Genomic DNA, 23521 nt, shown 5'->3' on the forward strand with positions numbered 1-23521 from the left:
TTGCTAGCCACTGTTGTCCCAGACGAACAAGATTGACGTAGTCAGCGAAGGAGAAGACGCCGTGTCTGCAGTAAACAGTTTTGGGTCGAAAGACACCCTCACCGTGGGAGACAAAGGGTATGAGGTCTACCGCCTCGACACCGTTCCCGGGTTCGAGAAGCTCCCGTTCAGCCTGAAGATCCTGCTCGAGAACCTGCTGCGTACCGAAGACGGTGCGAACATCACGGCAGACCACATCAAGGCCCTCGGCTCGTGGCAGCCGACCGCTGAGCCCGACACCGAGATCCAGTTCACGCCCGCCCGTGTCGTGATGCAGGACTTCACCGGCGTTCCCTGCATCGTCGACCTCGCCACCATGCGCGAAGCGGTCGGCACGCTCGGCGGCGACCCCACCAAGATCAACCCTCTGGCACCGGCCGAGCTCGTCATCGACCACTCGGTCATTGCCGACCTCTTCGGCAGCGAGAACGCGCTCGAGCGGAACGTCGACATCGAGTACGAGCGGAACGGCGAGCGGTACCAGTTCCTCCGCTGGGGCCAGACGGCGTTCGACGACTTCAAGGTCGTGCCGCCCGGAACCGGCATCGTGCACCAGGTGAACATCGAGTACCTGGCGCGCGTCATCTTCACGCGCGAGGTCGGCGGGGTTCTCCGCGCCTACCCCGACACCTGCGTCGGAACCGACTCGCACACCACGATGGTCAACGGCCTCGGCGTGCTCGGCTGGGGCGTCGGCGGCATCGAGGCCGAGGCGGCCATGCTCGGCCAGCCCGTCTCCATGCTCATCCCGAAGGTCGTGGGCTTCAAGCTCTCCGGCACGATCCCGGCGGGCGTCACCGCCACCGACGTCGTGCTCACCATCACCCAGATGGTGCGGAAGCACGGCGTCGTCGGCAAGTTCGTCGAGTTCTACGGAGAGGGCGTCACCGCCGTTCCGCTTGCGAACCGCGCCACCATCGGCAACATGAGCCCCGAGTTCGGCTCGACCGCCGCGATGTTCCCGATCGACGAAGTGACCCTCGACTACCTGCGCCTGACCGGCCGGAGCGACGAGCAGGTCGCGCTGGTCGAGGCCTACGCGAAGCTCCAGCACCTCTGGCACGACGCGTCCGTCGAGCCCTCGTTCAGCGAGTACCTCGAACTCGACCTCTCGACGGTCGTGCCGTCGATCGCGGGTCCGAAGCGCCCGCAGGACAGGGTCGAGCTCAGCCGTGCCAAGTCGCAGTTCGAACTCGACCTCAACGACTACGCCACGCAGGACCTCTCGCGGGTCGACGCGGCGCTCGAGGGATCGTTCCCTGCCTCCGACCCGAACGGGTTCACCGCGCAGGACGAGGACCGCGCCCACGAGGTCTCCCACAGCCACGTGTCGCACGCGCCCGGCAGCGTCTCGAAGCCGACCGCTGTGCACACGTCGGCCGGCGACTACACGCTCGACCACGGAGCCGTCGCGGTCGCCGCGATCACCTCCTGCACCAACACCTCCAACCCGAGCGTCATGCTCGCGGCCGGACTGCTCGCCCGCAACGCCGTGAAGAAGGGCCTGAAGTCGAAGCCGTGGGTCAAGACGACCCTGGCTCCCGGCTCGAAGGTCGTCACCGACTACTACGAGAAGGCCGGTCTCACCGGTGACCTCGAAGCGCTCGGCTTCTACACCGTCGGCTACGGCTGCACCGTCTGCATCGGCAACACCGGCCCGCTGATCGAAGAGGTCACCGACGCGATCAACAAGAACGACCTCGCCGTCACCGCCGTGCTCTCGGGCAACCGCAACTTCGAGGGTCGCATCAGCCCCGACGTGAAGATGAACTACCTCGCGTCCCCGCCACTGGTCATTGCGTACGCCCTCGCCGGGTCGATGAACTTCGACTTCGAGGTCGACCCGCTCGGCCAGGACACCGACGGCAACGATGTCTTCCTGAAGGACATCTGGCCCGACGCCGCCGAGGTGCAGGAGACGATCGACACGTCGATCAACACCGGCATGTTCACCCACGAGTACTCGAGCGTGTTCGACGGTGACGAGCGCTGGCGTTCGCTGCCGACGCCGACCGGCCCGACCTTCGAGTGGGATGCCGAGTCGACCTACGTGCGGAAGCCCCCGTACTTCGACGGCATGACCATCGAGACCACGCCTGTGTCGTCGATCGTGGATGCCCGGGTGCTCGCCAAGCTCGGCGACTCCGTCACCACCGACCACATCAGCCCCGCCGGCAACATCAAGGCCGACAGCCCTGCCGGCAAGTATCTCGACGCGCATGGTGTCGACCGCAAGGACTACAACTCCTACGGTTCGCGTCGAGGCAACCACGAGATCATGATCCGCGGCACGTTCGCGAACATCCGCCTGCGCAACCAGCTGCTGGACAACGTCGAGGGCGGCTACACCCGCGACTTCACGCAGCCGGATGCTCCCCAGGCCTTCATCTACGACGCGTCGCAGAACTACCAGGAGGCCGGCACCCCGCTCGTCATCCTGGGCGGCAAGGAGTACGGATCGGGTTCCTCCCGCGACTGGGCGGCGAAGGGCACCTCGCTTCTCGGCGTGAAGGCCGTCATCGTCGAGAGCTTCGAGCGCATCCACCGCTCGAACCTGATCGGCATGGGCGTGCTGCCGCTGCAGTTCCCCGCCGGTGAGAGCTGGGCGTCGCTCGGTCTCGACGGCACCGAGGTCATCAGCATCTCGGGCGTCGAGGAACTGAACGAGGGACGCACCCCGAAGACGCTCCACGTCACCGCGGTGCCGTCGGCGAACTCGCCCGAGGGCAAGGCGCCGATCGAGTTCGACGCCGTGCTCCGCATCGACACCCCCGGCGAGGCGGACTACTACCGCAACGGCGGCATCCTGCAGTACGTGCTGCGTTCGCTGGTCACGGCGGCGTAACGTCCGGTCGCTTCCGCCGAAACGGCCCTCTCCTTTATGGAGAGGGCCGTTTCGCTGTTCCGGCTGCCCGGTGCCCGTCGGGCAGTGGTTCGCGTCGCGGAATTCGCGGAACGGGCGCCCCTGGCGGCATCCGCCGCGCTATCGGCCGGGGATCCGGCTGTGGCCGCCGGTTCGGTGAATGACGCGGCCCGGATCTCATCGCGCGGGCGGTGGACCGGGTCCCGCGAACGAAAGGCGCGACACTGTCGTTGTCTCAGCGCCTGCGGCGGACGGGGTGGGTGTGGGCGGCAGCGTGGACGCGCCTCCGGGCCAACCGTGTCGCGGCCACGCCGATGATCATCGCCGCCAGGGCGGCCGTCACGGCAGTCAGCACGGCGCTGGTGTCGGATCCCGTCGAAGCCAGGTGTCGCACCTCCGCACCCGATCCGCTGGCAGCCAACGATCCGGTGCTACTGCCGCCACCACCGATGCCGGGGCCGCGAGGCCCGCCGGAGCCTGCCGCACCGCTGCCTGCGGCGCCACCGCCGACGGTGCCACCGGGGGCGGGCGGGTCGATCGGGGGCGTCGGCGGCGTTGTGGGCGGCGGTGGGGCGGGCTGTACGACGAGCGAATAGGTCGCTGTCGCTGCGGGGTCGACACCGTTCGAGGCCGTCACCATGAACGGAGCGGGTGAGACGGGCAGCGACGTCGGTGTGCCGCTGATGGTGCCGGTTCCGCTGCCGGGCACGGCGGTGAAGGCGAGGCCGGGCGGGAGAGCACCCGTGATCGCGAGCGTCGGCAGCGGCGTTCCGCTGGCGGTGATCGTGAAGGTGTAGGGCACGCCGATGGCGGCGGCAGGCGGGGCGCCGCTGGTGATCGTGGGGCTCGTCTGGCGGCTGATCACCGACAACCGGTCGGTGCCGAAGTCGGCGACGATGGCCGTGCCGAGGGAGGGGTCGACCACGATCTGCCGGGCATCCGAACCCACAGGCACCGTCTGCGTGAGGATCGATTCGCCGTCGATGACGGAGACGTTCTGCGAGGTGTTGTTCACGACGTAGGCCCTATGGGTCACGCTGTCGACCGCGATCGCGTCGGGGTCGGCATTCACACTCACGGAGCGCAGCACCGCACCGCCCCGGACCTCGGTGACGTTCGTCGACTGCGCGTTCAGCACGTAGGCCGTGTGCGTCGCGGTGTCGACGGCGACCGCGAGCGGATTCGCACCGACCGGCACAGTTGCCGCCACGATTCCGGTCCCGACGATGATCGAGACGTTCTGCGAGGTGTTGTTGACGACATACGCCGTGTGCGTAATGCTGTCGACGGCGATCGCGTTCGGGTCTGCATTGACGCTCACGGTTCGCACGACGGCAGTGCCGACGATCTCGGAGACGTTGGTCGACAGCGTGTTCACCGCATAGGCCGTGTGTGTTGAGGTGTCGACAGCGACGGCCACGGGCGTGTTGCCCACCGCGACGGTCGTCGCAGCGAACGCACCCGGTGCCGGCTCACGGATGATCGACACCGTGTTGCTCAGACGGTTGCCGACGTACGCGGTTCCCGTCGTGTCATCCACGGCGACGGAGGTGGGCGCTGTGCCGACCCCGACCGTCGCGACCACCGCATCCGCACGGATCACCGTGACGTTGCCCGAGCCCGCATTGGTGATGTACGCCGTGTGCGTGGTGCTGTCGACCGCTACGGCGGTCGCGTCGGCACCGATGCTCAGCGCGCGAACGAAGACACCCCCGCGGAAGACGGTCACCGTCGATCCGGTGCTGTTGACGGCGTAGAGAGTGTGGTCGACGGTGTCGACGCCCACGGTGAGGGGATCCTGCACCGTCAGTGTGGAGGTGACGACGAAGACCGTCGTCACCGCGGCGGCACTGCCGGGCATCCCGGCCAGGGCGAAGGGGAGAAGGGCCGCCAGCGCGAAGACGGAGCGGTGCGGGGAGTGGTGCGTTCGGAGCATGCTGACCACAGTAGATGACTTTCTGTCATGAAGTACATACACGGGAGGTCGAAAGACCAGTGGTGGATATTCTTTGCCGAGAGTGAGAGAATCTCAGTACGGGGGGACTGCCGGGCATCCGCGCCCGACCCCCGAAAGGATTCCTGTGAAGCCGATCATCCGCCGCCGTGCCGTCGCCCTCGCGGTCACCATCGTCACCGGCTCACTCGCGCTGGCGCTGACAGGGATCACCCCCACCTCTGCCGACGCGAAGCCACTCGACGCCCTCGTCGCCGACCTCGGCCCCTCGGCCAAACCCGTCGCCGCGGTGACGGATGCCGCCGGCACCATCTTCGTGCTGAACGAAGGTGACGCCACTGTCTCGAAGGTCACCCCGACCGGCGTGCTCACCCGGGTCTTCGCCTCGCTCGGTACGGCGGCCCGGCCCCAGGCGATGACGATCGACCCGAAGGGCTACCTCTTCGTGGCCTGCGCTGGCACCGACTCGGTCACCCGCATCTCGCCGACCGGCATCGCCATCCCCTACTGGGCGTACGACGGTGTCGGGGCGATGCCGCGCGGCATCACGTCCGACCCGGCAGGGAACGTGTTCGCCGCCAACTGGGGCACCTCGACCATCACGAAGATCGCCGCGACCGGCGCCGTGACGCCCGTCTTCGCGCGCCTCGACCCCGCCGACCGGCCGCTCGGGCTCACTGCAGACGCGGCAGGCAGTCTCTACGTGGCCGACACCCAGACCGATCGGATCTCGAAGGTCTCCGCCTCCGGCGCTGTGCGCGAGGTCTTCGCCGCGCTGCCGAAGGGCCCGGGCCTGCCCACTGGTCCGTTCGGAGTGGCCGTCGATCCCTGGGGCACCGTCGTCGTCACCTCCTCCAGCGGGGCCGTCTCGACGTTCGCTTCCGACGGTTCCGTGCTGAAGGCGAACGCCGCCCTGCCGGCCGGCCCGCATCACCCGACAGGGGTGCTGCTCGATGCGTTCGGCGACGCGTTCGTGGGTGACGAACTCTCCCACGGGGTCACTGTGCTCGATGCGACCGGCAGCCCCGCGACATCCATCGCCGATCTCGGCCCCGGATCGCTCATACGCGCTGTGACGCTGTCGGGCAGCGCCCTCTTCGCAGCCGACTACGTCTCCGGCGCCGTCAGGAAGGTCGAGCTGGCTCCCACGCTGCCTTCCCCGGCTCTGAATTCCACAGTGCGGCGCGGTCTGCCGGCGGCCCTGGATGTCGCGACCACCGGTCTCGCCACGAAACTCATCGTGAGTGTCGGGGTGCTGCCGCCGGGCCTGACCCTCGACGAATCGACCGGCCATCTCACCGGAACACCGACGGTGCCCGGCACCTATGCCTTCGACGTCGTGGCCGCGAACCACTGGGGAGTGACGCCCCCGCAGCACGAGGTGCTGACCGTCGTGCGCTGAGCCCTGGCGTATCGTGGCGGGCGGCACGCGGTGTCAAGCTCGTGCCAGCCTTCGGGGGTTCTCATGAACCACTTATAGACTCGTGGGACGCCCTCTTCCGGGCGACGAGAACTCGAAAGGTGGGCAACACGTGACACTTCTCGAACGGATCCACGGGCCACGCGACCTCGACGCCCTGACTGCGGAGCAGTTGGTGCAGCTGGCAGCAGAGGTTCGGCACTTCCTCATCGCCGAGGTTTCGAAGACCGGCGGCCACCTCGGCCCGAACCTGGGCGTGGTCGAGCTCACCATCGCCATCCACCGGGTCTTCCACTCGCCCCACGACGCGATCGTGTTCGACACCGGCCACCAGTCCTATGTGCACAAGCTCCTCACCGGGCGGCAGGACTTCAGCCGCCTCCGCGAGAAGGGTGGCCTCGCCGGCTACCCGCAGCGTTCGGAGAGCGAGCACGACGTCGTCGAGAGCTCCCACGCGTCGAGCTCCCTGAGCTGGGCCGACGGTATCTCCCGCGCCTTCACCATGACCGGGCAGGCGGACCGGCACGTCGTGGCGGTGGTGGGCGATGGCGCCCTGACCGGTGGAATGACCTGGGAGGCGCTGAACAACATCAGCGACGACAACGACCGCAACCTCGTCATCGTGGTGAACGACAACGGGCGCTCCTACGCACCGACGATCGGTGGTATGGCGCGTTACCTCAACTCGGTGCGCACCAAGGCCGGCTACCGCGACCTGCACCACTCGAGCGAGCGACTGTTCGGGCACTTCGGTGCGGCCGGCCGCGCGATCTACCGCGGAGCCCGGGGCGGAATGCACGGTTTCCTGGCCCGCCTGACCAACAACGAAGCGCTCTACTCGAACCTCGAGATCAAGTACATCGGCCCCGTCGACGGGCACGACCTCGCCGCGGTGGAAGAGGCGATGCACCAGGCCAAGGAGTACCACGGCCCCGTCATCGTTCACGCCATCACCGAGAAGGGCCGCGGCTACGAGCCCGCCCGGAACGATGAGGCCGACCAGTTCCACGCCGTCGGACAGATCGATCCCGAGACGGGCGAGCCCATCGGCGGCGCGTCGTCCGGCCCGTCGTGGACGAGCGTGTTCTCCGACGAGATCGCAAAGCTCGCGGCATCCAACGACCGGATTGTCGGCATCACCGCTGCCATGCTCCGGCCCACCGGGCTCCACGCCATGGCCGAACGCTTTCCGAACCGGGTGCTGGATGTCGGAATCGCCGAGCAACACGCCGTGACCAGTGCCGCGGGCCTCGCCTTCGGCGGTCTCCATCCGGTGGTCGCCCTCTACGCGACGTTCATCAACCGTGCGTTCGACCAGGTGCTGATGGATGTCGGGCTGCACAAGGCCGGCGTCACGTTCGTGCTCGACCGTGCCGGCGTCACCGGCCCCGACGGCCCGAGCCACCACGGCATGTGGGACCTGGCCATCCTGCAGGTCGTGCCGCACATCCGGCTCGCCGCCCCCCGCGATGCCGAGCGCCTGCGCGAGGAACTCGCCGAGGCGATCGCTGTGGATGACGCACCCACCGTCGTGCGTTTCCCGAAGGGCCCGGCGAGTGCGACGATCGATGCCGTCGGGCGCCTGGCCGACGGAGTGGATGTGCTGCGGCACGCCCCCCAGAAGGATGTGCTCATCGTGACCGTCGGCCCGTTCGCGGCCATGGGTCTCGAGGTGGCCGAGCGTCTCGCAGCCCAGGGGATTGGAGCGACTGTCGTCGATCCGCGCTGGGTCGTGCCCGTGGCGAAGAGCCTCATCGACCTCGCCGCCGAACACCGTCTCGTGGTCACCCTCGAGGACGGCATCCGGGTCGGCGGTGTCGGAACGCGCATCCGCCAGGATCTCCGCGCGGCCGGCGTCGACACGGCGCTGACCGAGCTGGGACTGCCCGACGAGTTCCTCGACCACGCGTCACGCAGCGAGATCCTCGAACGGGCCGGACTCACCCCGCAGCACATCGCCCGCGACATCGTGGCCCAGGTCATCGGCAGCAAGATCCCGCACGCCCGCCCTCTGCCCGACGACGCCGACTCGTCCCGTCAGCTCGACTCCCACTAGCCCGGGAAAGCGCCCCTGTTTGTCGCTTCCGCGCCTGCGCGCGCACGCGCAGAAGCGACAAACAGGCGCGTATCGTTTTAGGCGACGCCCGCGATGCGCGGGTGATGGAACGTGTCCCCGAAGACGCGCTCCGAGGCACCGACACGGTCGAGGTACGGCGTGACGCCGCCCATCTGGAACGGCCAGCCGGCTCCGAGGATGACGCAGAGGTCGATGTCCTCGGCCGCGTGAACCACGTCGTCCTCGAGCATGCGGTGGATCTCGTCGGCCAGGCCGTCTTCGACGCGCCGCAGGATCTCGTCGCCCGTCATCGGCGTTGTGCCGCCCGAGACGATCTTCACCGCGGTCTTGTCGAAGCCCTTGATCCTGCCCTTGGCATCGCGTTCGAAGATCTTCCCGTGTTCGGCGAGCTTGTGCAGGTTCTCGCTCTCGAAGAACCGGTCAGGGAACGCCGCATGGTGCGTGTCGAGCACGTGCGCACCGACCTTCAGGCCCACGAGTTCGAGCAGCTCGAACGAGGACATCGGCAGCCCGAAGGGATCCAGAGCCGTGTTGACGACGTCGAACGGGGTTCCGGTGTCGACGGCGTGCATCGCTTCACCGAGCAGCTTGGCGAGGATGCGGTTCACGACGAACCCGGGGGTGTCGCGGGTGATGACTGCGTTCTTCCGCAGTGCTGCTGCGGTCACCATCGCGGTCGACAGCGTCGCCTCATCGGTGAGCGGTGTGTTCACGACCTCCACCAGCGGCATCACAGCCACCGGGTTGAAGAAGTGGAAGCCGACGACGCGCTCCGGATGCGCAAGCTTCGCCGAGATGGCTTCGACCGAGAGCGACGAGGTGTTCGTCGCCAGCACAGCCGTCTCGGAGATGTACTGCTCGATGTCGGCGAAGACGTCCTGTTTGACGCCGAGCTCCTCGAAGACGGCCTCGATGACCCAGTCCGCGTCGGCGAAGTCGGCCTTGTCGGTGGTGCCCGAGATGAGGTGGTTGAGGCGGTTCGATTCGTCGGGGGAGATGCGCTTCTTCGACAGCAGCGTGGCGATCTCGCCGCGGATGTAGTCGAGCCCCTTGTCGACACGGGCCTGGTCGAGGTCGGTGATGATCACCGGCACCTTCAGGCGACGAACGAACAGGAGAGCGAACTGCGAGGCCATCAGGCCCGCGCCGATGACGCCGACCTTCGTGACCTTCTTGGCGAGGGCCTTGTCGGGTGCGCCGGCCGGCTTCTTGGCCCGCTTCTGCACGAGGTTGAAGGCGTAGATGCTCGCGCGGAACTGATCCCCGGCCACGAGATCGGCCAGCGCCTCATCCTCGCGCTCGAACGCCTCCTCGCGGGTGCCCGACTTCGCTGCCTTGAGCAGGTCGAGGGCGACGTACGGCGACTTCGCCACCGTGCCGATCCGGCCTTCGAGCATCTTGCGGGCGATGCCGATCGCGGCATCCCACTTGACCATGCGCTCGACACGACCGGGCTCGTTGGCCCGCTTGACCGTGATGCGACCGGTGAGCACGCCGTCGGCCCAGACGAGCGACTCCTCGAGGAAGTTCGCCGAGCTGAAGATCGCATCCGCCATGCCGAGGTCGAAGACATCCTGCCCCTTGAGGGTGCGGTTGTTCTTCAACGGGTTCTCGACGATCACCTTGAGGGCGTTCTCGATGCCGATCAGGTTCGGCAGCAGGTAGGCGCCGCCCCAGCCGGGGATGATGCCGAGGAAGACCTCGGGCAGCGCAGCGGCCGCGATTCCGGAGTCGACGGTGCGGTAGTCGCCGTTCAGGCCGATCTCGACCCCGCCACCGAGGGCGAGCCCGTTGATGAACGTGAACGAGGGCACGCCGACCGAGCCGAGTTTCGACAGCGTGTGGTGGCCGAGCTGGGCCATCTTCTTGGCCAGGTCCCGGGAGGAGACCTCACCGACCTTGCTGAGGTCGGCTCCGGCGGCGAGGATGAACGGCTTGCCGGTCACACCCACGGCATGGATCTCGCCGGCGGCCGCACGGAGGGCAAGAGCATCCAGAGTCTGCCCGTATTCGAGGAGGGTGACCGGCCCGAGCGTCGACGGGCGCGTGTGGTCCCGGCCGTTGTCGAGGGTCACGAGGGCGAGCACCTTGCCGCTCGGCAACGGGATGTCGCGCACATACGAGTGCGTGACGACCTCGTCGGCGGAGAATTCGAGCAGATCGGTGAAATCGATGTCAGCGTAGTTCGTCATGATGAGGATCGCCGCGTCAGCGCGACTTCTTCGCCTTCCGGTCGTAGTTCGGGTTCTCCCAGATGACGGTGCCGCCCTGGCCGAGTCCCACGCACATCGCGGTGATGCCGTAGCGCACGTCGGGGTGCTCGGAGAACTGGCGGGCCAGCTGGTTCATCAGGCGCACACCGGACGAGGCGAGCGGATGCCCGATGGCGATCGCTCCACCGTATTCGTTCACGCGCGGGTCGTCGTCGTCGATGCCGAAGTGGTCGAGGAACGACAGAACCTGGATCGCGAATGCCTCATTGAGCTCGAAGAGCCCGATGTCGGTGATCGAGAGGCCCGCCTTCTTCAGCGCCTTCTCGGTCGACGGCACGGGGCCGATGCCCATGATCTCGGGCTCGACACCGGCGAACGCGAAGCTCACCATGCGCATCTTGGTCGTGAGGCCCAACTCCTTGGCGACCGCCCCGCTGGCGAGCAGACTCGCGGTCGCGCCGTCGTTGAGGCCGGAGGAGTTGCCGGCGGTGACGCGGCCGTGCGGCCGGAACGGCGTGCGGAGGCTTGCGAGCCCCTCCATCGTGGTCTCGGGCCGGGGGGCCTCGTCACGGGTGGCGAGCCCCCAGCCGCTCTCGCTCCGGGTGGCGACCGGGATGAGGTCGGGCTGGATCTTGTTGGCCTCGTAGGCGGCAGCGACCTTCTGCTGGCTGCGGAGCGCGTAACGGTCCGAGCGTTCCTTCGTGAGGGCCGGGAAGCGGTCGTGGATGCGTTCGGCCGTCATTCCCATGTTCAGGGCTTCGGAGCCGACGATCTTCTCCGAGAGAAACCGGGGGTTCGGGTCGGCCCCGAAACCCATCGGGTGCCGACCCATGTGTTCGACACCGCCCGCGATGACGAGATCGTAGGCACCGAAACCGATACCGCTGCCGAGAGTGGTGACCGACGTCATGGCGCCGGCGCACATCCGGTCGATCGCAAAGCCGGGCACCGACTTCGGCAGGCCGGCGAGCAGTGCTGCGGTTCGTCCCAGCGTCAGGCCCTGGTCACCCTGCTGCGTGGTCGCGGCGATCGCGACCTCGTCGATGCGGTCGTGCGGGACGTTCGGGTTTCGCTCGAGCAGGCCCAGCATCGCCTTGACGACCAGGTCGTCGGCGCGCGTGTTCCAGTACATTCCTTTTTCGCCGGCACGCCCGAAGGGGGTGCGGACTCCATCAACAAAGACGACTTCAGATATTTCGGCCACTGTGCCTCATGCCTTTCAGGTATTCAGGTTCTTTCAGCCTATGCACGCCTGATTTTGGCCCGAAATCGGTTGTTGCTTCCTACGGCGCGCTCTCCGCGTCATCCCGAAGCTTTTGGTGGGCTTCTACAAAGGCTTGGGCGATTGGCTGTGCGGTTAGCTCAATCTGCCACGGCCGCGCCCCGGCTTTCTGCAGCGCTTCGCCGATCGTCTCGGTCGTCACCGGTGCCGGCGGGGTCCACGCCGCGCGTCGCAGCAGCTCGGGGGTCAGCAGGTTCTCGAGCGGGATGTTGCGCTCCTCACCGACCTCGACGAGGGCCTGGCGAGCAGCCTTCAGGCGCACATCCGCCTCGGGGTTGCGGTCGGACCAGCTGCGAGGCGGCGGCAGCGTGTCACCGTTCCGGGTGGCCTGTGGCGGTTCCGTGGAGGCCCGACCGACCTCGATCGCGTTCCACCAGCGGTCGAGCTCCGAGCGGGAGGCCCGCCCGGTGAAGTCGCGCATGGCCGCCAGATCGCGTTTCGACGCGGGGAGGGCCCGCGCGGCCGCTGTGAGAGAGAGGTCGGGAACGAGCCGTCCCGGCGAGACGTCCAGCTCCTGGGCGAGCGCATCCCGCGCGAGCCAGAGCTCCCGGGCCGCCGACAGATTCTGCGCCCCGCGGAGCGAGTGCACCCCCGAGAGCCGCCGCCACGGCTCTGCGGCCGGCGGCTTGGCCTCTTTGTCGAGAGTGGCCTGGAACTCCTGCGCCGCAATCTCCGTCTTCTGCTGTTGCTCGAGCAGGTCGACCATCACGTCGCGCACATCGATCAGCAACTCGACGTCGAGCGCCGCGTACTCGAGCCAGGTCGCGGGCAGCGGGCGAGTCGACCAGTCGGCCGCGGAATGCTCCTTGGCGAGATGGATGCCCAGCAACTCCTCCACGACGGTACCGAGGCCGACGCGCGGGAGGCCGAGCAGCCGCGCGGCCAGTTCGGTGTCGAAGATGCGGGTCGGCTCCAGTCCGACCTCGCGAAGGCAGGCCAGGTCCTGGCTGGCGGCGTGCAGCACCCACTCCTCGTCGGCGATGAGCTCGGAGAGTTCGGCGAACGAGCCGATCGGAGGCGGATCGAAGAGGAAGGTGCCGGCCCCCCGCCGATAGAGCTGGATCAGGTAGGCGCGCTGCGAGTACTTGAAGCCGGATGCCCGCTCAGCGTCGATCGCAAGTGGACCCGTGCCAGCGGCGATCCGTTCGACCGCCGCGAGGTACCCTTCGCGCGTGTCGATGACGTCACGCGGTGTGGCGGGCTCGCTGGACGGTGGAGTGGGGGTGGAGGCCGGCTCAGTCACGCGCCTGGCGCCTCGCCTGGAGAAGGCTCACTCCCTCGGGCACGGGAGGCAGCCCCGCCAGCATGCAGAGCAGTTCACCCCACCCTTCGACGTGCGCCTTCATCTGTTCGTCTCCCGGTGTCCACGATGCCCGCAGTTCGATCTGGGCTCCGTCGCCCTGCACTGCGAGTTCCCCGAAGCCCGACGAGATGATCTTCGTCGCCGTTCCGGATGCATGGGAATAGTCTGCACCCTTCGTGTCGAGCGCATCGATCAACCACGACCAGGTGACATCGGCCAGGAACGGGTCGAGCCCGATCTCCGTCTCGAGGGGCGCCTGCACGAAGCACACCACGCGGAACGCCCCGCCCCAGGCCTCGGGCTCTTCCGGGTCATGCAGCAGGATGAAACGGCCGGTGCCGAGATCACTGTCCGATCCGTGCCGGAGGGGCGTGGCACCCGTCTGCCGCACATCGGCGCTGAGGGCCAGGGAGTACGGCGCCAGGTTGGCCGGCGAAGCGATCTCGTTGATCACGAGTTCGGGCCGGGCGACCGCCTGGCGGAGTGAACCGAGAGCCGCAGTGAAAGCCGCCGGCAGAGCAGGGCTGAAGGGAGAATCGGACACGTCGCCAGACTAGAGTTTTTTCGTGTGTCTGCTGGGAGGCACGCCGTCGGTCGCCCGCCACTCGGCGGGCTGTGGAAAGGTGGTCGAATGTCGCTCGAACAGGCACAGGTGAAGACCCAGGCTCCCGGGGGAGCACCGCAGCGCGGGGGAGCACAGCGGCGTGGGGAAGCACAGCAGCGCGGGGGAGTGCCCGCGTGGGCGATCACGGCCATTGCCGTCGGCTCCGTGGCGACGCTGGCCACGGCCGGGCTGGCCTTCGTCACCGCGAAGTTCTCGCGCTCCGTCGTGATCCCCACCGACTCGGCAGAGGAGACGCTCCGCATCCACGCGGTCGACCTCGAGGCGCGAACGATCACGCTCGGCGTCTCGGCGGACTCGCTGGTGCCCGGCCGCTACAGCCTCTGGTTCGCGAACGGCACCGGGCACGCCCGCATCGGCGACATCGTGCGGGTCGGCGGCGGCCGCGTCATCCGGAGCCTGGAACGGGTCGACTACGGCCAGCTGCAGGATGCCCGTTGGGGCCGTCTCGGCAGCTGGTACTACCTCGATCCGCGCGAGCTCGGGCTGCCCGTCGAAGACGTGGTCGTCGAGACCGAACTCGGCCCGGCGCCGGCCTGGCTCGTGCGGCCCGATGCGGAAGCGCCGGGTGCACGGCCCGGTCGCTGGGTGATCGCCGTGCACGGGCGGGGGGTGCGCCGGGCCGAGACGATCCGCGCGCTGCCGCTGCTGCACGAACTCGGCTTCACCGCGCTGCAGGTCTCCTACCGCAACGACGGCGAGGCGCCGCGGAGCTCGGACGGCCGCTACGCGCTCGGGGACACCGAGTGGCACGACGTCGACGCGGCAATCCAGTACGCGACCTCGCACGGCGCCACGAGCATCACCCTCTTCGGCTGGTCGATGGGCGGGGCGACCGTGCTGCAGGCCGCGACACGGTCGGAGTTCCGGGACCGGATCGACGCGGTCATCCTCGACTCGCCGGTGGTCGCGTGGAGTGACACGATCGTGTTCCAGGGGCACCTCAACCACCTGCCCGAACCCATCTCGCAGGCCGTGATGGCCACGATCGGCAATGCCGTCGGCAAGGTCGTCACCGGGCAGCAGCAGCCGATCGACTTCAAGCGACTCGACTTCGTGGCGCGCGCCTCGGAGATCTCGTTCCCGGTGCTCATCCTGCACAGCGACGACGACGGGTTCGTGCCGTCGACCGCCTCGCGGAAGCTGGCCGAGGCGCGCCCCGACCTCGTCACGCTCGTGCCGTTCTCGATCGCCAAGCACGTTCGCCTCTGGAACTACGACCCGGCCCGTTACACCGCCGCCATCCGCACCTGGATCACGTCCCGCGCCCTCTGACCCCCCGTCCCCCAGGCAATCGAGTGGGCAGTTTGGGCCCCAAAACACGTGTTTTGGGGCCCAAATCGCCCACTCGATGTAACCGGGGCGGGATGCGACGGGGGCGGGATGCGACGGGGTCAGGTGGCGGCGTGCATCCGTTCGCGCACCTGGCGCTTCGTGCGGCCGAGCATCGCGGTCATGCCGCGCACCCGGAGGGGTGAGACCGCCTCCATCAGGCCGATCATCTGCGGGAAGTCGTCGGGAACCGCCAGAACCTCGTCGGCGGTCATGCCGGCGAGGCCCTGCGCGAGGATCGACGCGAAACCGCGCGTGGTCGGCGATTCCTTCGGTGCGGTCGCGTGCAGGTGCACCACGTCGCTCCCGTCGACCTCCACGAAGATGAACACCGGTGACTGGCACTCCTCGACACGCTCGAAGAGGTCCGGATGCTCGGCATACCGCGCAGGCAGTTCGGGCAGCTCGTTCGAGAACTCGAGCAGCAGTTGCAGCCGCTCCTTCAGCGTGAGGGCGAGGAAGTCGTCGCGGATCTCCGCGAGGGAGTCGGGCAGTTCGGCACCGCTCACGCCGTCGGCACCTCGCCGCGCTCAGCGCCCTTCACGATCGGCACCCGCACGGCGGAACCCCACTCGGTCCACGAGCCGTCGTAGTTGCGAACACCCTCGAAGCCGAGCAGGTGGGTGAGCACGAACCACGTGTGACTCGAACGCTCGCCGATCCGGCAGTAGGCGATCACGTCGTCGTCGTCGGTGAGGCCGAGGCCTTCGCGGTAGATCGTGTTGAGGTCGGCGAGCGGCTTGAAGGTACCGTCCTCAGCGGCTGCCTTCGCCCACGGCACATTGTGGGCGCTCGGAATGTGGCCGGCCCGGAGCGCGCCCTCGTCGGGGTAGGCCGGGGCCGTGGTGCGCTCACCGCTGTACTCCTCGGGAGAGCGCACGTCGATCAGCTTGCCGCCCACGTCGAGGTGGTCGAGCACGTCGTCCTTGAAGGCGCGGATCTCGACGTCGCTCCGCTCGGAGACCGGGTACTCCTTCGGGATGATCGCGGGTTCGTCGGTCGTCACGTCGCGGCCCTCGGCGATCCACTTGTCGCGGCCGCCGTCGAGCAGGCGCACGTCTTCGTGGCCGAAGAGGCTGAACACCCACAGTGTGTACGCCGCCCACCAGTTGCTCTTGTCGCCGTAGATGACCACGGTCGAGTTGCGGTCGATGCCGCGGGAGCCGGCCAGCACGGCGAACTGCTCGCCGAAGATGTAGTCGCGGGTGACCGGGTCGTTCAGGTCGGTGTGCCAGTCGATCTTGACGGCCCCGGGGATGTGGCCCGTCTCGTAGAGCAGCACGTCTTCGTCGCTCTCCACGACCACCAGATCGGTATCGCCCAGATGCGAGGCGAGCCACTCTGTGCTGACCAGCCGGTCGGGGTGGGCGTATTCGGCGAACTTCGGTGTGGTGTCGGTTTCGACAGCCATGGTGTGACCTCCAGTAACGGCCGTGCGGCCGGACGTTCCTCATTGCGCTTTAATACTCAGTGATGACAACTGACAGCGGCAGTACAACTATTCCTTTGCACCTCGTCGATCTCCGCCCGACACTCTCGGGCGCCGAGATGGCGGCGGTGCTCGTGCCGCCCCGCCAGTTTGACACGGCATCCTTCGAGTCCTACAGGCCCGACCGGGATTACCCGTCACAGGGCGAAACACTGCACCGGATGCGCGACTTCGCAGCATCGTGGGCTCCGGCGAAGGGCGGGGGGTTCTTCTCCCGCGCGAAGAAGCTGCCCGCCGCGAAGCCCGGCATCTACCTCGACGGCGGATTCGGCGTCGGCAAGACCCATCTGCTCGCCGCCCTCTGGCATGCCGCCCCGGGGCCGAAGTACTTCGGCACCTTCATCGAATTCACGGCGCTCGTCGGCGCCCTCGGCTACCTCGAGACGGTGAACCTGCTGAAGGGTTCCAAGCTCATCGCCATCGACGAGTTCGAGCTCGACGATCCGGGCGACACCATGATGATGACACGGCTGCTGGGCGACCTCGTCGCCACGGGCACGAAGATCGCCGCGACATCCAACACGCCGCCGAACGCGCTCGGCGAGGGGCGGTTCGCGGCCCAGGACTTCCTCCGCGAGATCCAGGCGCTGGCCGACCGGTTCGAGATCATCCGCATCGACGGCACCGACTACCGCCGCCGCGACATCGAGGGACATGCGAAGACGTTCCCGGCCGAGGAGCTGGAGGTCGAGGTCGGCCGTCTGGCTGCCGCCGGGCGGACCTTCACTGCTGACGGCTTCTCGGAGGTCATCCGGTTCCTCGGTTCCCTGCACCCGTCGAAGTACGTGAAGCTGCTCGACTCGCTCGACGCCCTGGTGCTGACCGATGTCGTGGAGTTGACGAACCAGACCGACGCCCTGCGCTTCGTGGCCTTCATCGACCGCGTCTACGACGCCCAGCTGCCCATTCTCGCCTCCGGCGTGCCCCTGGACGGTGTCTTCGCCGGCGACATGATGAACGGTGGCTACCGCAAGAAGTACCTGCGCTCCGTCTCCCGTCTGATCGCCTCGACGCAGAGGTAACACCCTCTCATCCGTTCCCCCAAAGCGGGGGCCACAAACCTCAATCGAACTGTCGGCTCGGTGAAACATGTTTGTTACAAAGGGTCTGATCGCGTTACCTGCACGAAACATACTTTCACCTCAGCCGAAACCTCAACCCGCGATAGTGATGGCGTAACCGAGGCGAATGCAGACCCGACAGTGGGGGAATCTGCGCACCGGTGCAACAACTCGGTTCGAGAGAGGTAACTTTTCGATGGATCCCACAATTGGAGACCTGACCACCACGATCAACGCGCTGTGGCTTCTTGTCGCAGCAGCACTCGTTCTGATCATGACTCCCGGCGTAGCGTTCTTCTACGGCGGCATGGTCAAGGCGAAGAGCGTTGTCAGCATGATGATGATGAGTTTCGGGGCCATGGGTCTCGTCGGCGTCCTCTGGGTGCTCTACGGCTACGGATTCGCCTTCGGCACCGTCGCAGGCGACACCTCGAACGACCTGATCAAGGGCGTTCTCGGAAACCCGAGCGGCCAGTTCCTGCTCGGTGACCTGGTCTCCGCGCCCGACGGCTCTGGCCCGAACCTGTACGGACTCGCATTCGCCGGCTTCCAGGCGACCTTCGCGATCATCACCGTCGCCCTGATCTCGGGCGCCATCGCCGACCGTGCGAAGTTCGGCTCCTGGATGCTCTTCGCCTTCCTCTGGGTGACGATCGTCTACTTCCCGGTCGCGCACTGGGTGTTCAACTTCACGCTCACCGACGGTGCAACGTCAGACGGCGGCTGGATCGTCTTCGGCCTTGGGGTGAACGACTTCGCCGGTGGTACAGCGGTGCACATCAACGCCGGTGCCGCGGGTCTCGCTCTCGCTCTCGTTCTCGGCAAGCGCATCGGCTTCCAGAAGGGCATCCAGAAGCCGCACAACGTGCCGCTGACCCTCCTCGGCGCTGCGCTCCTCTGGTTCGGCTGGTTCGGCTTCAACGCCGGTTCCGAAGCCGGAGTCGACGGCGTCGCCGCCCTGGCCTGGATCAACACCCTCGCGGCTCCCGCAGCGGCCATCCTCGGCTGGCTGATCGTCGAGAAGATCAAGGACGGCAAGCCGACCTCGATCGGTGCGGCATCCGGAGCGGTCTCGGGCCTCGTCGCCATCACCCCGGCCTGTAACATCCTGACGCCCGGCTGGGGCATGGTGCTCGGCCTCATCACCGGTGCCGTCTGCTGCCTCGCGATCGAGCTGAAGTTCAAGCTCGGCTTCGATGACTCGCTCGACGTCGTGGGCATCCACCTCGTCGGCGGCATCATCGGCACGCTCTACATCGGTATCTTCGGTACCGGCATCGGCCTGATCGACCGGATCGCCAACGGCGACGCCACCCCGCTCAGCCAGCTGGGCGCCCAGGCGGTCGGTGCCGGCGCCGTGCTCGTGTTCTCCTTCGTGATCGCCTGGCTGCTCGGCACGGCGATCCAGAAGACCATCGGCTTCCGTATCAGCACGGAAGACGAAGTCGCCGGCGTCGACACCGTGGTCCACGGCGAAGAGAGCTACGCGCTCGACCCCGCCTGATCCCACCACCTGCACCACAGGTTCTGCACAGAAGCCGGGCGTCTCTCCTTCGGGAGGGGCGCCCGGCTTCTGTGTTGTCGACCGCGCTGTCAGCCTGGGTTGTCGACCGTGCTCTCAGTCCTTGCCGAGCAGGTCGTCGCGGACCTTCCGGCGCAGCACCTTGCCGATGAGCGAGGTGGGCAGGGCATCCAGAACCACAATGCGCTTCGGTACCTTGTAGGCCGTCAGCGCCTCGCGGCAGAAGTCGCGGAGGGCCTTCTCGTCGAACGACGCGCCCTCAGCGAGAACGACGGCCGCGACCACATCCTCGCCGCCGTTGCTGCCCGGCAGGCCGACCACAGCGGCATCCTTGACGCTCCGGTGCTGGCGGAGCGCGTCCTCGACCTCGCTCGGCGACACATTGAAGCCGCCCGTGATGATCAGTTCCTTGATCCGGTCGACCACCGTCACGAAGCCGTCCGTGTCGATCGAGACGATGTCGCCGGTGCGGAACCAGCCGTCGTCGAGCAGCACCTCCCGGGTCTGGTCGGGCTTCCGCCAGTAGCCCTGGAAGACCTGCGGGCCCCGGATGAGCAGCTCCCCGGCCTCGCCCGTCGGGCGTTCGCTCGTCACATCGTCGGGGTCGACGACCTTCACCTCCGTGCTCGGGAACGGCACGCCGATGGTGCCTGCCCGGCGGGTCGGTCCGACCGGGTTGCCGAGCGCCACGGGGGAGGTCTCAGTGAGCCCGTAGCCCTCCACGAGCAGTCCGCCGGTGACCCGCTCCCACAGCTCCACGGTCGCCGGGGGCAGGTTCATCGCGCCCGAGATGGCGAACCGGATGCCCGACAGGTCGGTCCCGCGCTTCTCTGCTGCTTCGGCGAGCCGCTGGTAGATCGGGGGAACGGCCGGCAGGAAGGTCGGTGGATGCTTCTTCGCCGCGTCGAGCACCAGGTCGACGTCGAAGCGGGGGAGGAGCACCAGCCGCGCGCCGGCGCTCATCGCGAACGTGAGGCAGAGCGTCAGGCCGTAGGCGTGGAACATCGGGAGCACTCCGTAGACGACCTCGCTGCCCTCCTCGAGCCCCGGCAGCCACGCGCGACCCTGCAGCGCATTCGCGTGCAGGTTGAGGTGCGTGAGCATGGCGCCCTTCGGCGTGCCAGTGGTGCCGCTCGTGTACTGCAACAGGGCGATGTCGTCGACGCCCGGGCGCGGGTGGGACGTGCGGATGCGCCGGTTCTCGAGCAGCGACCGCCAGTCGATCGTGCGACGCACTCTGGCGTGCAGGGCAGTCCGGGCATCCCGTGCCTTCTTCACCGGGAGGCGGAGCGCGATGCGCGTGCGCAGCGGCATCGCGCGGGTGAGGTCGACCGAGACGATGTGCTCGAAGGCGACGTCGTCGGGCATCCTCTGGATCGTGTCGACCACCTTGTCCCAGGCGATCACCACGGTGGCGCCGTGGTCCTCGAACTGGTGCCGGAGTTCCCGCGGGGTGTAGAGCGGGTTGTGCTCGATCACGATCGCCCCGAGCCGCAGCACCGCGTAGAAGGCGGCGATGTGCTGGGGGCAGTTCGGCAGCACGAGCGCCACGCGGTCGCCCTTGCCCACGCCGAGCTTCCGAAGACCCTCCGCGGCGCGCGCGATCTGGTCGCCGAGCTCCCGGTAGCTGGTCTCGGCTCCGAAGAACACCAGCGCCGGCTTCTTCGCGAAGCGCTTCACCGAGCCCTCGATGAGATCGACGAGCGACCCCTCGGGAAGGTCGATGTCGTGCGGTACGCCGTCTGCGTAGCTGCTGAGCCAGGGCCTCGAACTGGTGCTGGTCATGGTTTCTGCTGCCTCTCGTCGGCCTCGTCGCCTCCTCCTCATTATGTTGCCTTAGCACGGGCCGTGAATGCCTGCCAATGGCTTGGGAGTGCCGCTCCCGCTTCACTACGCTGAGAATAAGATGTGCCGCAGAGCCGGCACCGACGAAGAGATGGAGCGGAAGACATGGGACTTCTTGACAACGCCAAAGAAGCAGCAGAAGCGGCCGGCGAGAAGCTGAGCCGTGCATTCGAAGACACCAAGGGTCGTATCTCCGACAAGGCCGACGAAGCCAAAGCCGACGCAGAGGTGAAGAAGGCGGAGCAGAACCGCGACGCCACCGAGGCGAAGAACGAGTTCAAAGAGAACCTGCGCGACTAGGAGCTGCGAGGCGGGATCTCTCGCCAGCCGAGGGCCTTGGCTCTGCACCTGCGGGTGCGGTGTCAAGGCCCTCCGCGTTTTTGTGGCAGTGTCGGCCGGCTGATTTACTCTGGCGTCATGACTGACACGAACGACAGCACTGAACCCAACGAGACCGAACCGACCGGCGAGACCCTCGGCGGCGACCGGCCCGACCCCAGCACGAGCGCCAGCAAAGACCCGAGCGACTGGGTCACCGGCGACGAGCCGATGACCGGCCCGCAGCGCAGCTACCTCGACACGCTCGCTCACGAGGCGGGGGAGACGCTCTCCGCCGACCTCACCAAGGCGGAGGCCTCGGAGCAGATCGACCGCCTGCAGCAGGAGACGGGTCGCGGGCAGCAGAGCTGAGACCCGGGGAGGGCCCGGTCACGTACATTGGTGTCCGTGCCTTCCTTCTCGCATCTGCTCAGCACCGTCCTGCGGTCGATCGCCTCCGGACTGACGAGCCGCCGGGCCCCGTCGGAGCGCACCTCCACCCGGGGCTCGGGCACCCGGCCTGCGCCACGATCGCCGGGCAGCACGCGCACACCACCCCAGCCGTCGAACGGCGCGCGCACCGTCGAGATCGATTCGCGGACGCTCGGCCACCAGCGTCTGGGCTACTCCCCGCAGCGCGACGCGCGGCCCGATCCCGGCGAGGTCGTCTGGACCTGGGTTCCCTACGAGGAGAACGACGGCCGCGGAAAAGACAGACCCGTTCTCGTGCTCGCGCGACTCAGCGCGAACTCGGTTCTGGCCGTGCAGCTCACGAGCAAGGCGCATCCCGACGACCGGGGCGCGCTGGAACTCGGTGCCGGTCCCTGGGATCCCTCCGGACGCCCGTCGTGGGTGCGCCTCGACCGGCTGTTCCGCGTGACGGACGGCGGCATGCGCCGCGAAGGCTCCGCTCTGGATGCCCCGACCTACGCCCGCGTCGCCGAAGCCCTGCAGCAGCGCTACCGCTTCTGAGCTGCGGATTCTGCGTTGGGGGCGGCGCTCAGAGCGCGGGGGTGAGCTCGCCGATCACCGCGTCGTGCTCGTCCACGAGCGGGATGCTGCGCCACCGGTCGAAGGCGCCGCACGGGTGGCCGATGCCGAAGCGCAGCACCGTGCCCGGGGCCACCCGGGTATCCGTCGGCACCCGGAGGTAGGCGTGGTGGTCGTTGACGCCCGTCACCGTCCACCCCGAGGTGTCAAGCACGCCGGACAGGTCGCCCAGGACGGCCGGCAGCCGGTCATCCGTCGGTACCTCCCGTCGACCGAAGCCGACGATCACCCGGCCGGGCTCCGGCGTCGACAACACGCTCGCCTGCAGTTCGAAGGCCGCCTGGAAGCCGGCGTCCGGGCCGAGGATCCCCGACCGCAGCTCTGCTCCGAACGGCGACGTGCGCTCGTACACACCGTGGTCGTGCGTGAGGTAGCAGCCGCTCCGCAGCACCGGGAGCACCTCGAAACCGAAGTTCTGCGGCCCGAGCTCCGCAGCCACGAGGTCGAAGTACGAGCTGCCACCCGCCGTCACCACGGGCGTGCCGGCGAACAGACCCTGCTCGTGGAAGTATGTGGCGAGCCGCCGGATGCCCGCCAGAAGTTCGGGCGCAGCATCCGGGAACACCCCATCGCCCTGCGGCATCAGGCCCTCGTAGCCCGCCACGCCGGCGAGTTCCAGCCGGTTCGACGCGGCGACGGCGTGACCGAGCTGCCGGGCATCCGATTCGCTCCGAACGCCCGTGCGGCCACCGGTGAACCCTAGTTCGACGAGCACCCGCAGCGTTCGGGCCGGGGCGAGCGTCTCCAGTCGGCGCTCGAGCAGCTGGAGTCCGGCCGCACTGTCGACGTAACAGAGGTACTCGACCGCCCGGTCGGCGGCGAGGAAGGTCGACGCAACGAAGTCGATGGCCGCGGCATCCACCAGCAGGTTGGCGTGCAGGATGCGCGGCGCGCCGAACGCGACCAGAGTCCGAACCTGCGAGGTCGTGGCGGCCGTCAGGCCCCAGGCACCCGCCGCCCGCTGGCGGTCGCACAGCTCCTTCGACAGGTGCGTCTTCGCGTGGGGAGCGAGCAGCATGCCCGAGCTCTCGCAGAACGCGGCCATCAGGGCAATGTTGTTCTCGATGGCCGCATCGTGCAGCACCATACGGGGCAGGTCGTCGGATGTGGCCACGGCAGAACCTCCGGTAA

18 protein-coding genes are annotated in these 23521 nt (G+C 67.9%); 9 read left to right on the top strand and 9 right to left on the bottom strand.

What is annotated here, in order from left to right; translation table 11 throughout:
* The first annotated feature begins 61 nt into the window (after nucleotides 1-61).
* Nucleotides 62-2884 carry an aconitate hydratase AcnA gene (acnA, locus tag FB464_RS05025; protein WP_116414836.1) on the top strand — a complete coding sequence of 941 codons (2823 nt, stop codon included), beginning with the start codon at nucleotides 62-64 and terminating at the stop codon, nucleotides 2882-2884.
* A 253-nt stretch (nucleotides 2885-3137) separates the two neighbouring features.
* Here the strand turns inward: acnA and FB464_RS05030 are convergent, their stop codons facing one another.
* A complete protein-coding gene (locus tag FB464_RS05030) occupies nucleotides 3138-4838 on the bottom strand; it encodes a YncE family protein (protein WP_142206612.1) in 1701 nt (566 codons plus the stop codon).
* Between the two features lie 145 nt (nucleotides 4839-4983).
* On the opposite strand from FB464_RS05030, the gene FB464_RS05035 reads away from it, so the two are divergent.
* Together FB464_RS05035 and dxs are read left to right on the top strand one after the other, a co-directional pair.
* Nucleotides 4984-6258: a virginiamycin B lyase family protein gene (locus tag FB464_RS05035; RefSeq protein WP_116414834.1), complete on the top strand. Its 1275-nt coding sequence runs from the start codon at nucleotides 4984-4986 to the stop codon at nucleotides 6256-6258.
* A 130-nt stretch (nucleotides 6259-6388) separates the two neighbouring features.
* Nucleotides 6389-8332, top strand: a complete 1944-nt coding sequence (gene dxs / locus FB464_RS05040; protein WP_142206613.1) for a 1-deoxy-D-xylulose-5-phosphate synthase — start codon at nucleotides 6389-6391, stop codon at nucleotides 8330-8332.
* Nucleotides 8333-8409: 77 nt separating this feature from the next.
* Here the strand turns inward: dxs and FB464_RS05045 are convergent, their stop codons facing one another.
* The 4 genes from FB464_RS05045 to FB464_RS05060 all read right to left on the bottom strand — a co-directional run bounded on the left by FB464_RS05045 (nucleotide 8410) and on the right by FB464_RS05060 (nucleotide 13695).
* Nucleotides 8410-10545: a 3-hydroxyacyl-CoA dehydrogenase NAD-binding domain-containing protein gene (locus FB464_RS05045; RefSeq protein ID WP_116414833.1), complete on the bottom strand. Its 2136-nt coding sequence runs from the start codon at nucleotides 10543-10545 to the stop codon at nucleotides 8410-8412.
* A gap of 16 nt (nucleotides 10546-10561) precedes the next feature.
* Nucleotides 10562-11770, bottom strand: coding sequence for a thiolase family protein (locus tag FB464_RS05050; protein ID WP_116414832.1), 1209 nt, complete (start codon nucleotides 11768-11770; stop codon nucleotides 10562-10564).
* A gap of 79 nt (nucleotides 11771-11849) precedes the next feature.
* Entirely contained in the window at nucleotides 11850-13091 is a 1242-nt protein-coding gene (locus tag FB464_RS05055; protein ID WP_116414831.1) for an HRDC domain-containing protein, read from the bottom strand.
* Nucleotides 13084-13695 (bottom strand): DUF3000 domain-containing protein, encoded by a 612-nt coding sequence (locus FB464_RS05060; protein ID WP_116414830.1) that lies wholly within the window; start codon nucleotides 13693-13695, stop codon nucleotides 13084-13086. The genes FB464_RS05055 and FB464_RS05060 overlap by 8 nt, the downstream gene beginning before the upstream one ends.
* 87 nt (nucleotides 13696-13782) lie before the next feature.
* Here FB464_RS05060 and FB464_RS05065 point away from each other — a divergent pair, with 87 nt between their 5' ends.
* Entirely contained in the window at nucleotides 13783-15048 is a 1266-nt protein-coding gene (locus tag FB464_RS05065; protein WP_116414829.1) for an alpha/beta hydrolase family protein, read from the top strand.
* 119 nt (nucleotides 15049-15167) lie between these two features.
* On the opposite strand, the gene FB464_RS05070 is transcribed toward FB464_RS05065, so the two are convergent.
* Nucleotides 15168-15614, bottom strand: a complete 447-nt coding sequence (locus FB464_RS05070; RefSeq protein ID WP_116414828.1) for a SufE family protein — start codon at nucleotides 15612-15614, stop codon at nucleotides 15168-15170.
* Nucleotides 15611-16516, bottom strand: a complete 906-nt coding sequence (locus tag FB464_RS05075) for a sulfurtransferase (RefSeq protein ID WP_116414827.1) — start codon at nucleotides 16514-16516, stop codon at nucleotides 15611-15613. Before FB464_RS05075 ends, FB464_RS05070 begins: the two co-directional genes overlap by 4 nt.
* 62 nt (nucleotides 16517-16578) lie before the next feature.
* On the opposite strand from FB464_RS05075, the gene zapE reads away from it, so the two are divergent.
* Both zapE and FB464_RS05085 read left to right on the top strand, forming a co-directional pair.
* Nucleotides 16579-17616, top strand: coding sequence for a cell division protein ZapE (zapE, locus tag FB464_RS05080; protein ID WP_116414826.1), 1038 nt, complete (start codon nucleotides 16579-16581; stop codon nucleotides 17614-17616).
* Nucleotides 17617-17851: 235 nt separating this feature from the next.
* Complete coding sequence (locus FB464_RS05085; protein ID WP_116414825.1) at nucleotides 17852-19159, top strand: ammonium transporter; 1308 nt, start codon at nucleotides 17852-17854, stop codon at nucleotides 19157-19159.
* A gap of 114 nt (nucleotides 19160-19273) precedes the next feature.
* Here FB464_RS05085 and FB464_RS05090 read toward each other — a convergent pair whose 3' ends face one another.
* The gene (locus FB464_RS05090) at nucleotides 19274-20962 is read right to left on the bottom strand and encodes a long-chain-fatty-acid--CoA ligase (RefSeq protein WP_116414824.1); all 1689 of its coding nucleotides are present in this window, start codon (nucleotides 20960-20962) and stop codon (nucleotides 19274-19276) included.
* A 165-nt stretch (nucleotides 20963-21127) separates the two neighbouring features.
* Between FB464_RS05090 and FB464_RS05095 the strand changes: the two genes are divergently transcribed.
* From FB464_RS05095 to FB464_RS05105, 3 genes are all read left to right on the top strand, one after another.
* Nucleotides 21128-21322 carry a hypothetical protein gene (locus tag FB464_RS05095; protein ID WP_116414823.1) on the top strand — a complete coding sequence of 65 codons (195 nt, stop codon included), beginning with the start codon at nucleotides 21128-21130 and terminating at the stop codon, nucleotides 21320-21322.
* A 117-nt stretch (nucleotides 21323-21439) separates the two neighbouring features.
* Nucleotides 21440-21712 (top strand): DUF3072 domain-containing protein, encoded by a 273-nt coding sequence (locus FB464_RS05100; RefSeq protein WP_116414822.1) that lies wholly within the window; start codon nucleotides 21440-21442, stop codon nucleotides 21710-21712.
* A gap of 36 nt (nucleotides 21713-21748) precedes the next feature.
* Nucleotides 21749-22312 (top strand): type II toxin-antitoxin system PemK/MazF family toxin, encoded by a 564-nt coding sequence (locus FB464_RS05105; RefSeq protein ID WP_246092939.1) that lies wholly within the window; start codon nucleotides 21749-21751, stop codon nucleotides 22310-22312.
* 28 nt (nucleotides 22313-22340) lie between these two features.
* Here the strand turns inward: FB464_RS05105 and FB464_RS05110 are convergent, their stop codons facing one another.
* On the bottom strand, nucleotides 22341-23504 hold the full coding sequence (locus FB464_RS05110; protein WP_116414821.1) for a type III PLP-dependent enzyme domain-containing protein: 1164 nt from the start codon (nucleotides 23502-23504) through the stop codon (nucleotides 22341-22343).
* Nucleotides 23505-23521: the final 17 nt, after the last annotated feature.

Origin of the sequence: Subtercola boreus, assembly GCF_006716115.1 — a bacterium.
Lineage (GTDB): Bacteria > Actinomycetota > Actinomycetes > Actinomycetales > Microbacteriaceae > Subtercola > Subtercola boreus.

What these genes read in the sequence shown, in the direction of transcription:
- FB464_RS05030 (WP_142206612.1), bottom strand. Translation starts at nt 4,838, where the DNA reads ATGCTCCGAACGCACCACTCCCCGCACCGCTCCGTCTTCGCGCTGGCG.
- FB464_RS05045 (WP_116414833.1), bottom strand. Translation starts at nt 10,545, where the DNA reads ATGACGAACTACGCTGACATCGATTTCACCGATCTGCTCGAATTCTCC.
- FB464_RS05065 (WP_116414829.1), top strand. Translation starts at nt 13,783, where the DNA reads ATGTCGCTCGAACAGGCACAGGTGAAGACCCAGGCTCCCGGGGGAGCA.
- FB464_RS05075 (WP_116414827.1), bottom strand. Translation starts at nt 16,516, where the DNA reads ATGGCTGTCGAAACCGACACCACACCGAAGTTCGCCGAATACGCCCAC.
- zapE (WP_116414826.1), top strand. Translation starts at nt 16,579, where the DNA reads ATGACAACTGACAGCGGCAGTACAACTATTCCTTTGCACCTCGTCGAT.
- FB464_RS05085 (WP_116414825.1), top strand. Translation starts at nt 17,852, where the DNA reads ATGGATCCCACAATTGGAGACCTGACCACCACGATCAACGCGCTGTGG.
- FB464_RS05090 (WP_116414824.1), bottom strand. Translation starts at nt 20,962, where the DNA reads ATGACCAGCACCAGTTCGAGGCCCTGGCTCAGCAGCTACGCAGACGGC.
- FB464_RS05095 (WP_116414823.1), top strand. Translation starts at nt 21,128, where the DNA reads ATGGGACTTCTTGACAACGCCAAAGAAGCAGCAGAAGCGGCCGGCGAG.
- FB464_RS05100 (WP_116414822.1), top strand. Translation starts at nt 21,440, where the DNA reads ATGACTGACACGAACGACAGCACTGAACCCAACGAGACCGAACCGACC.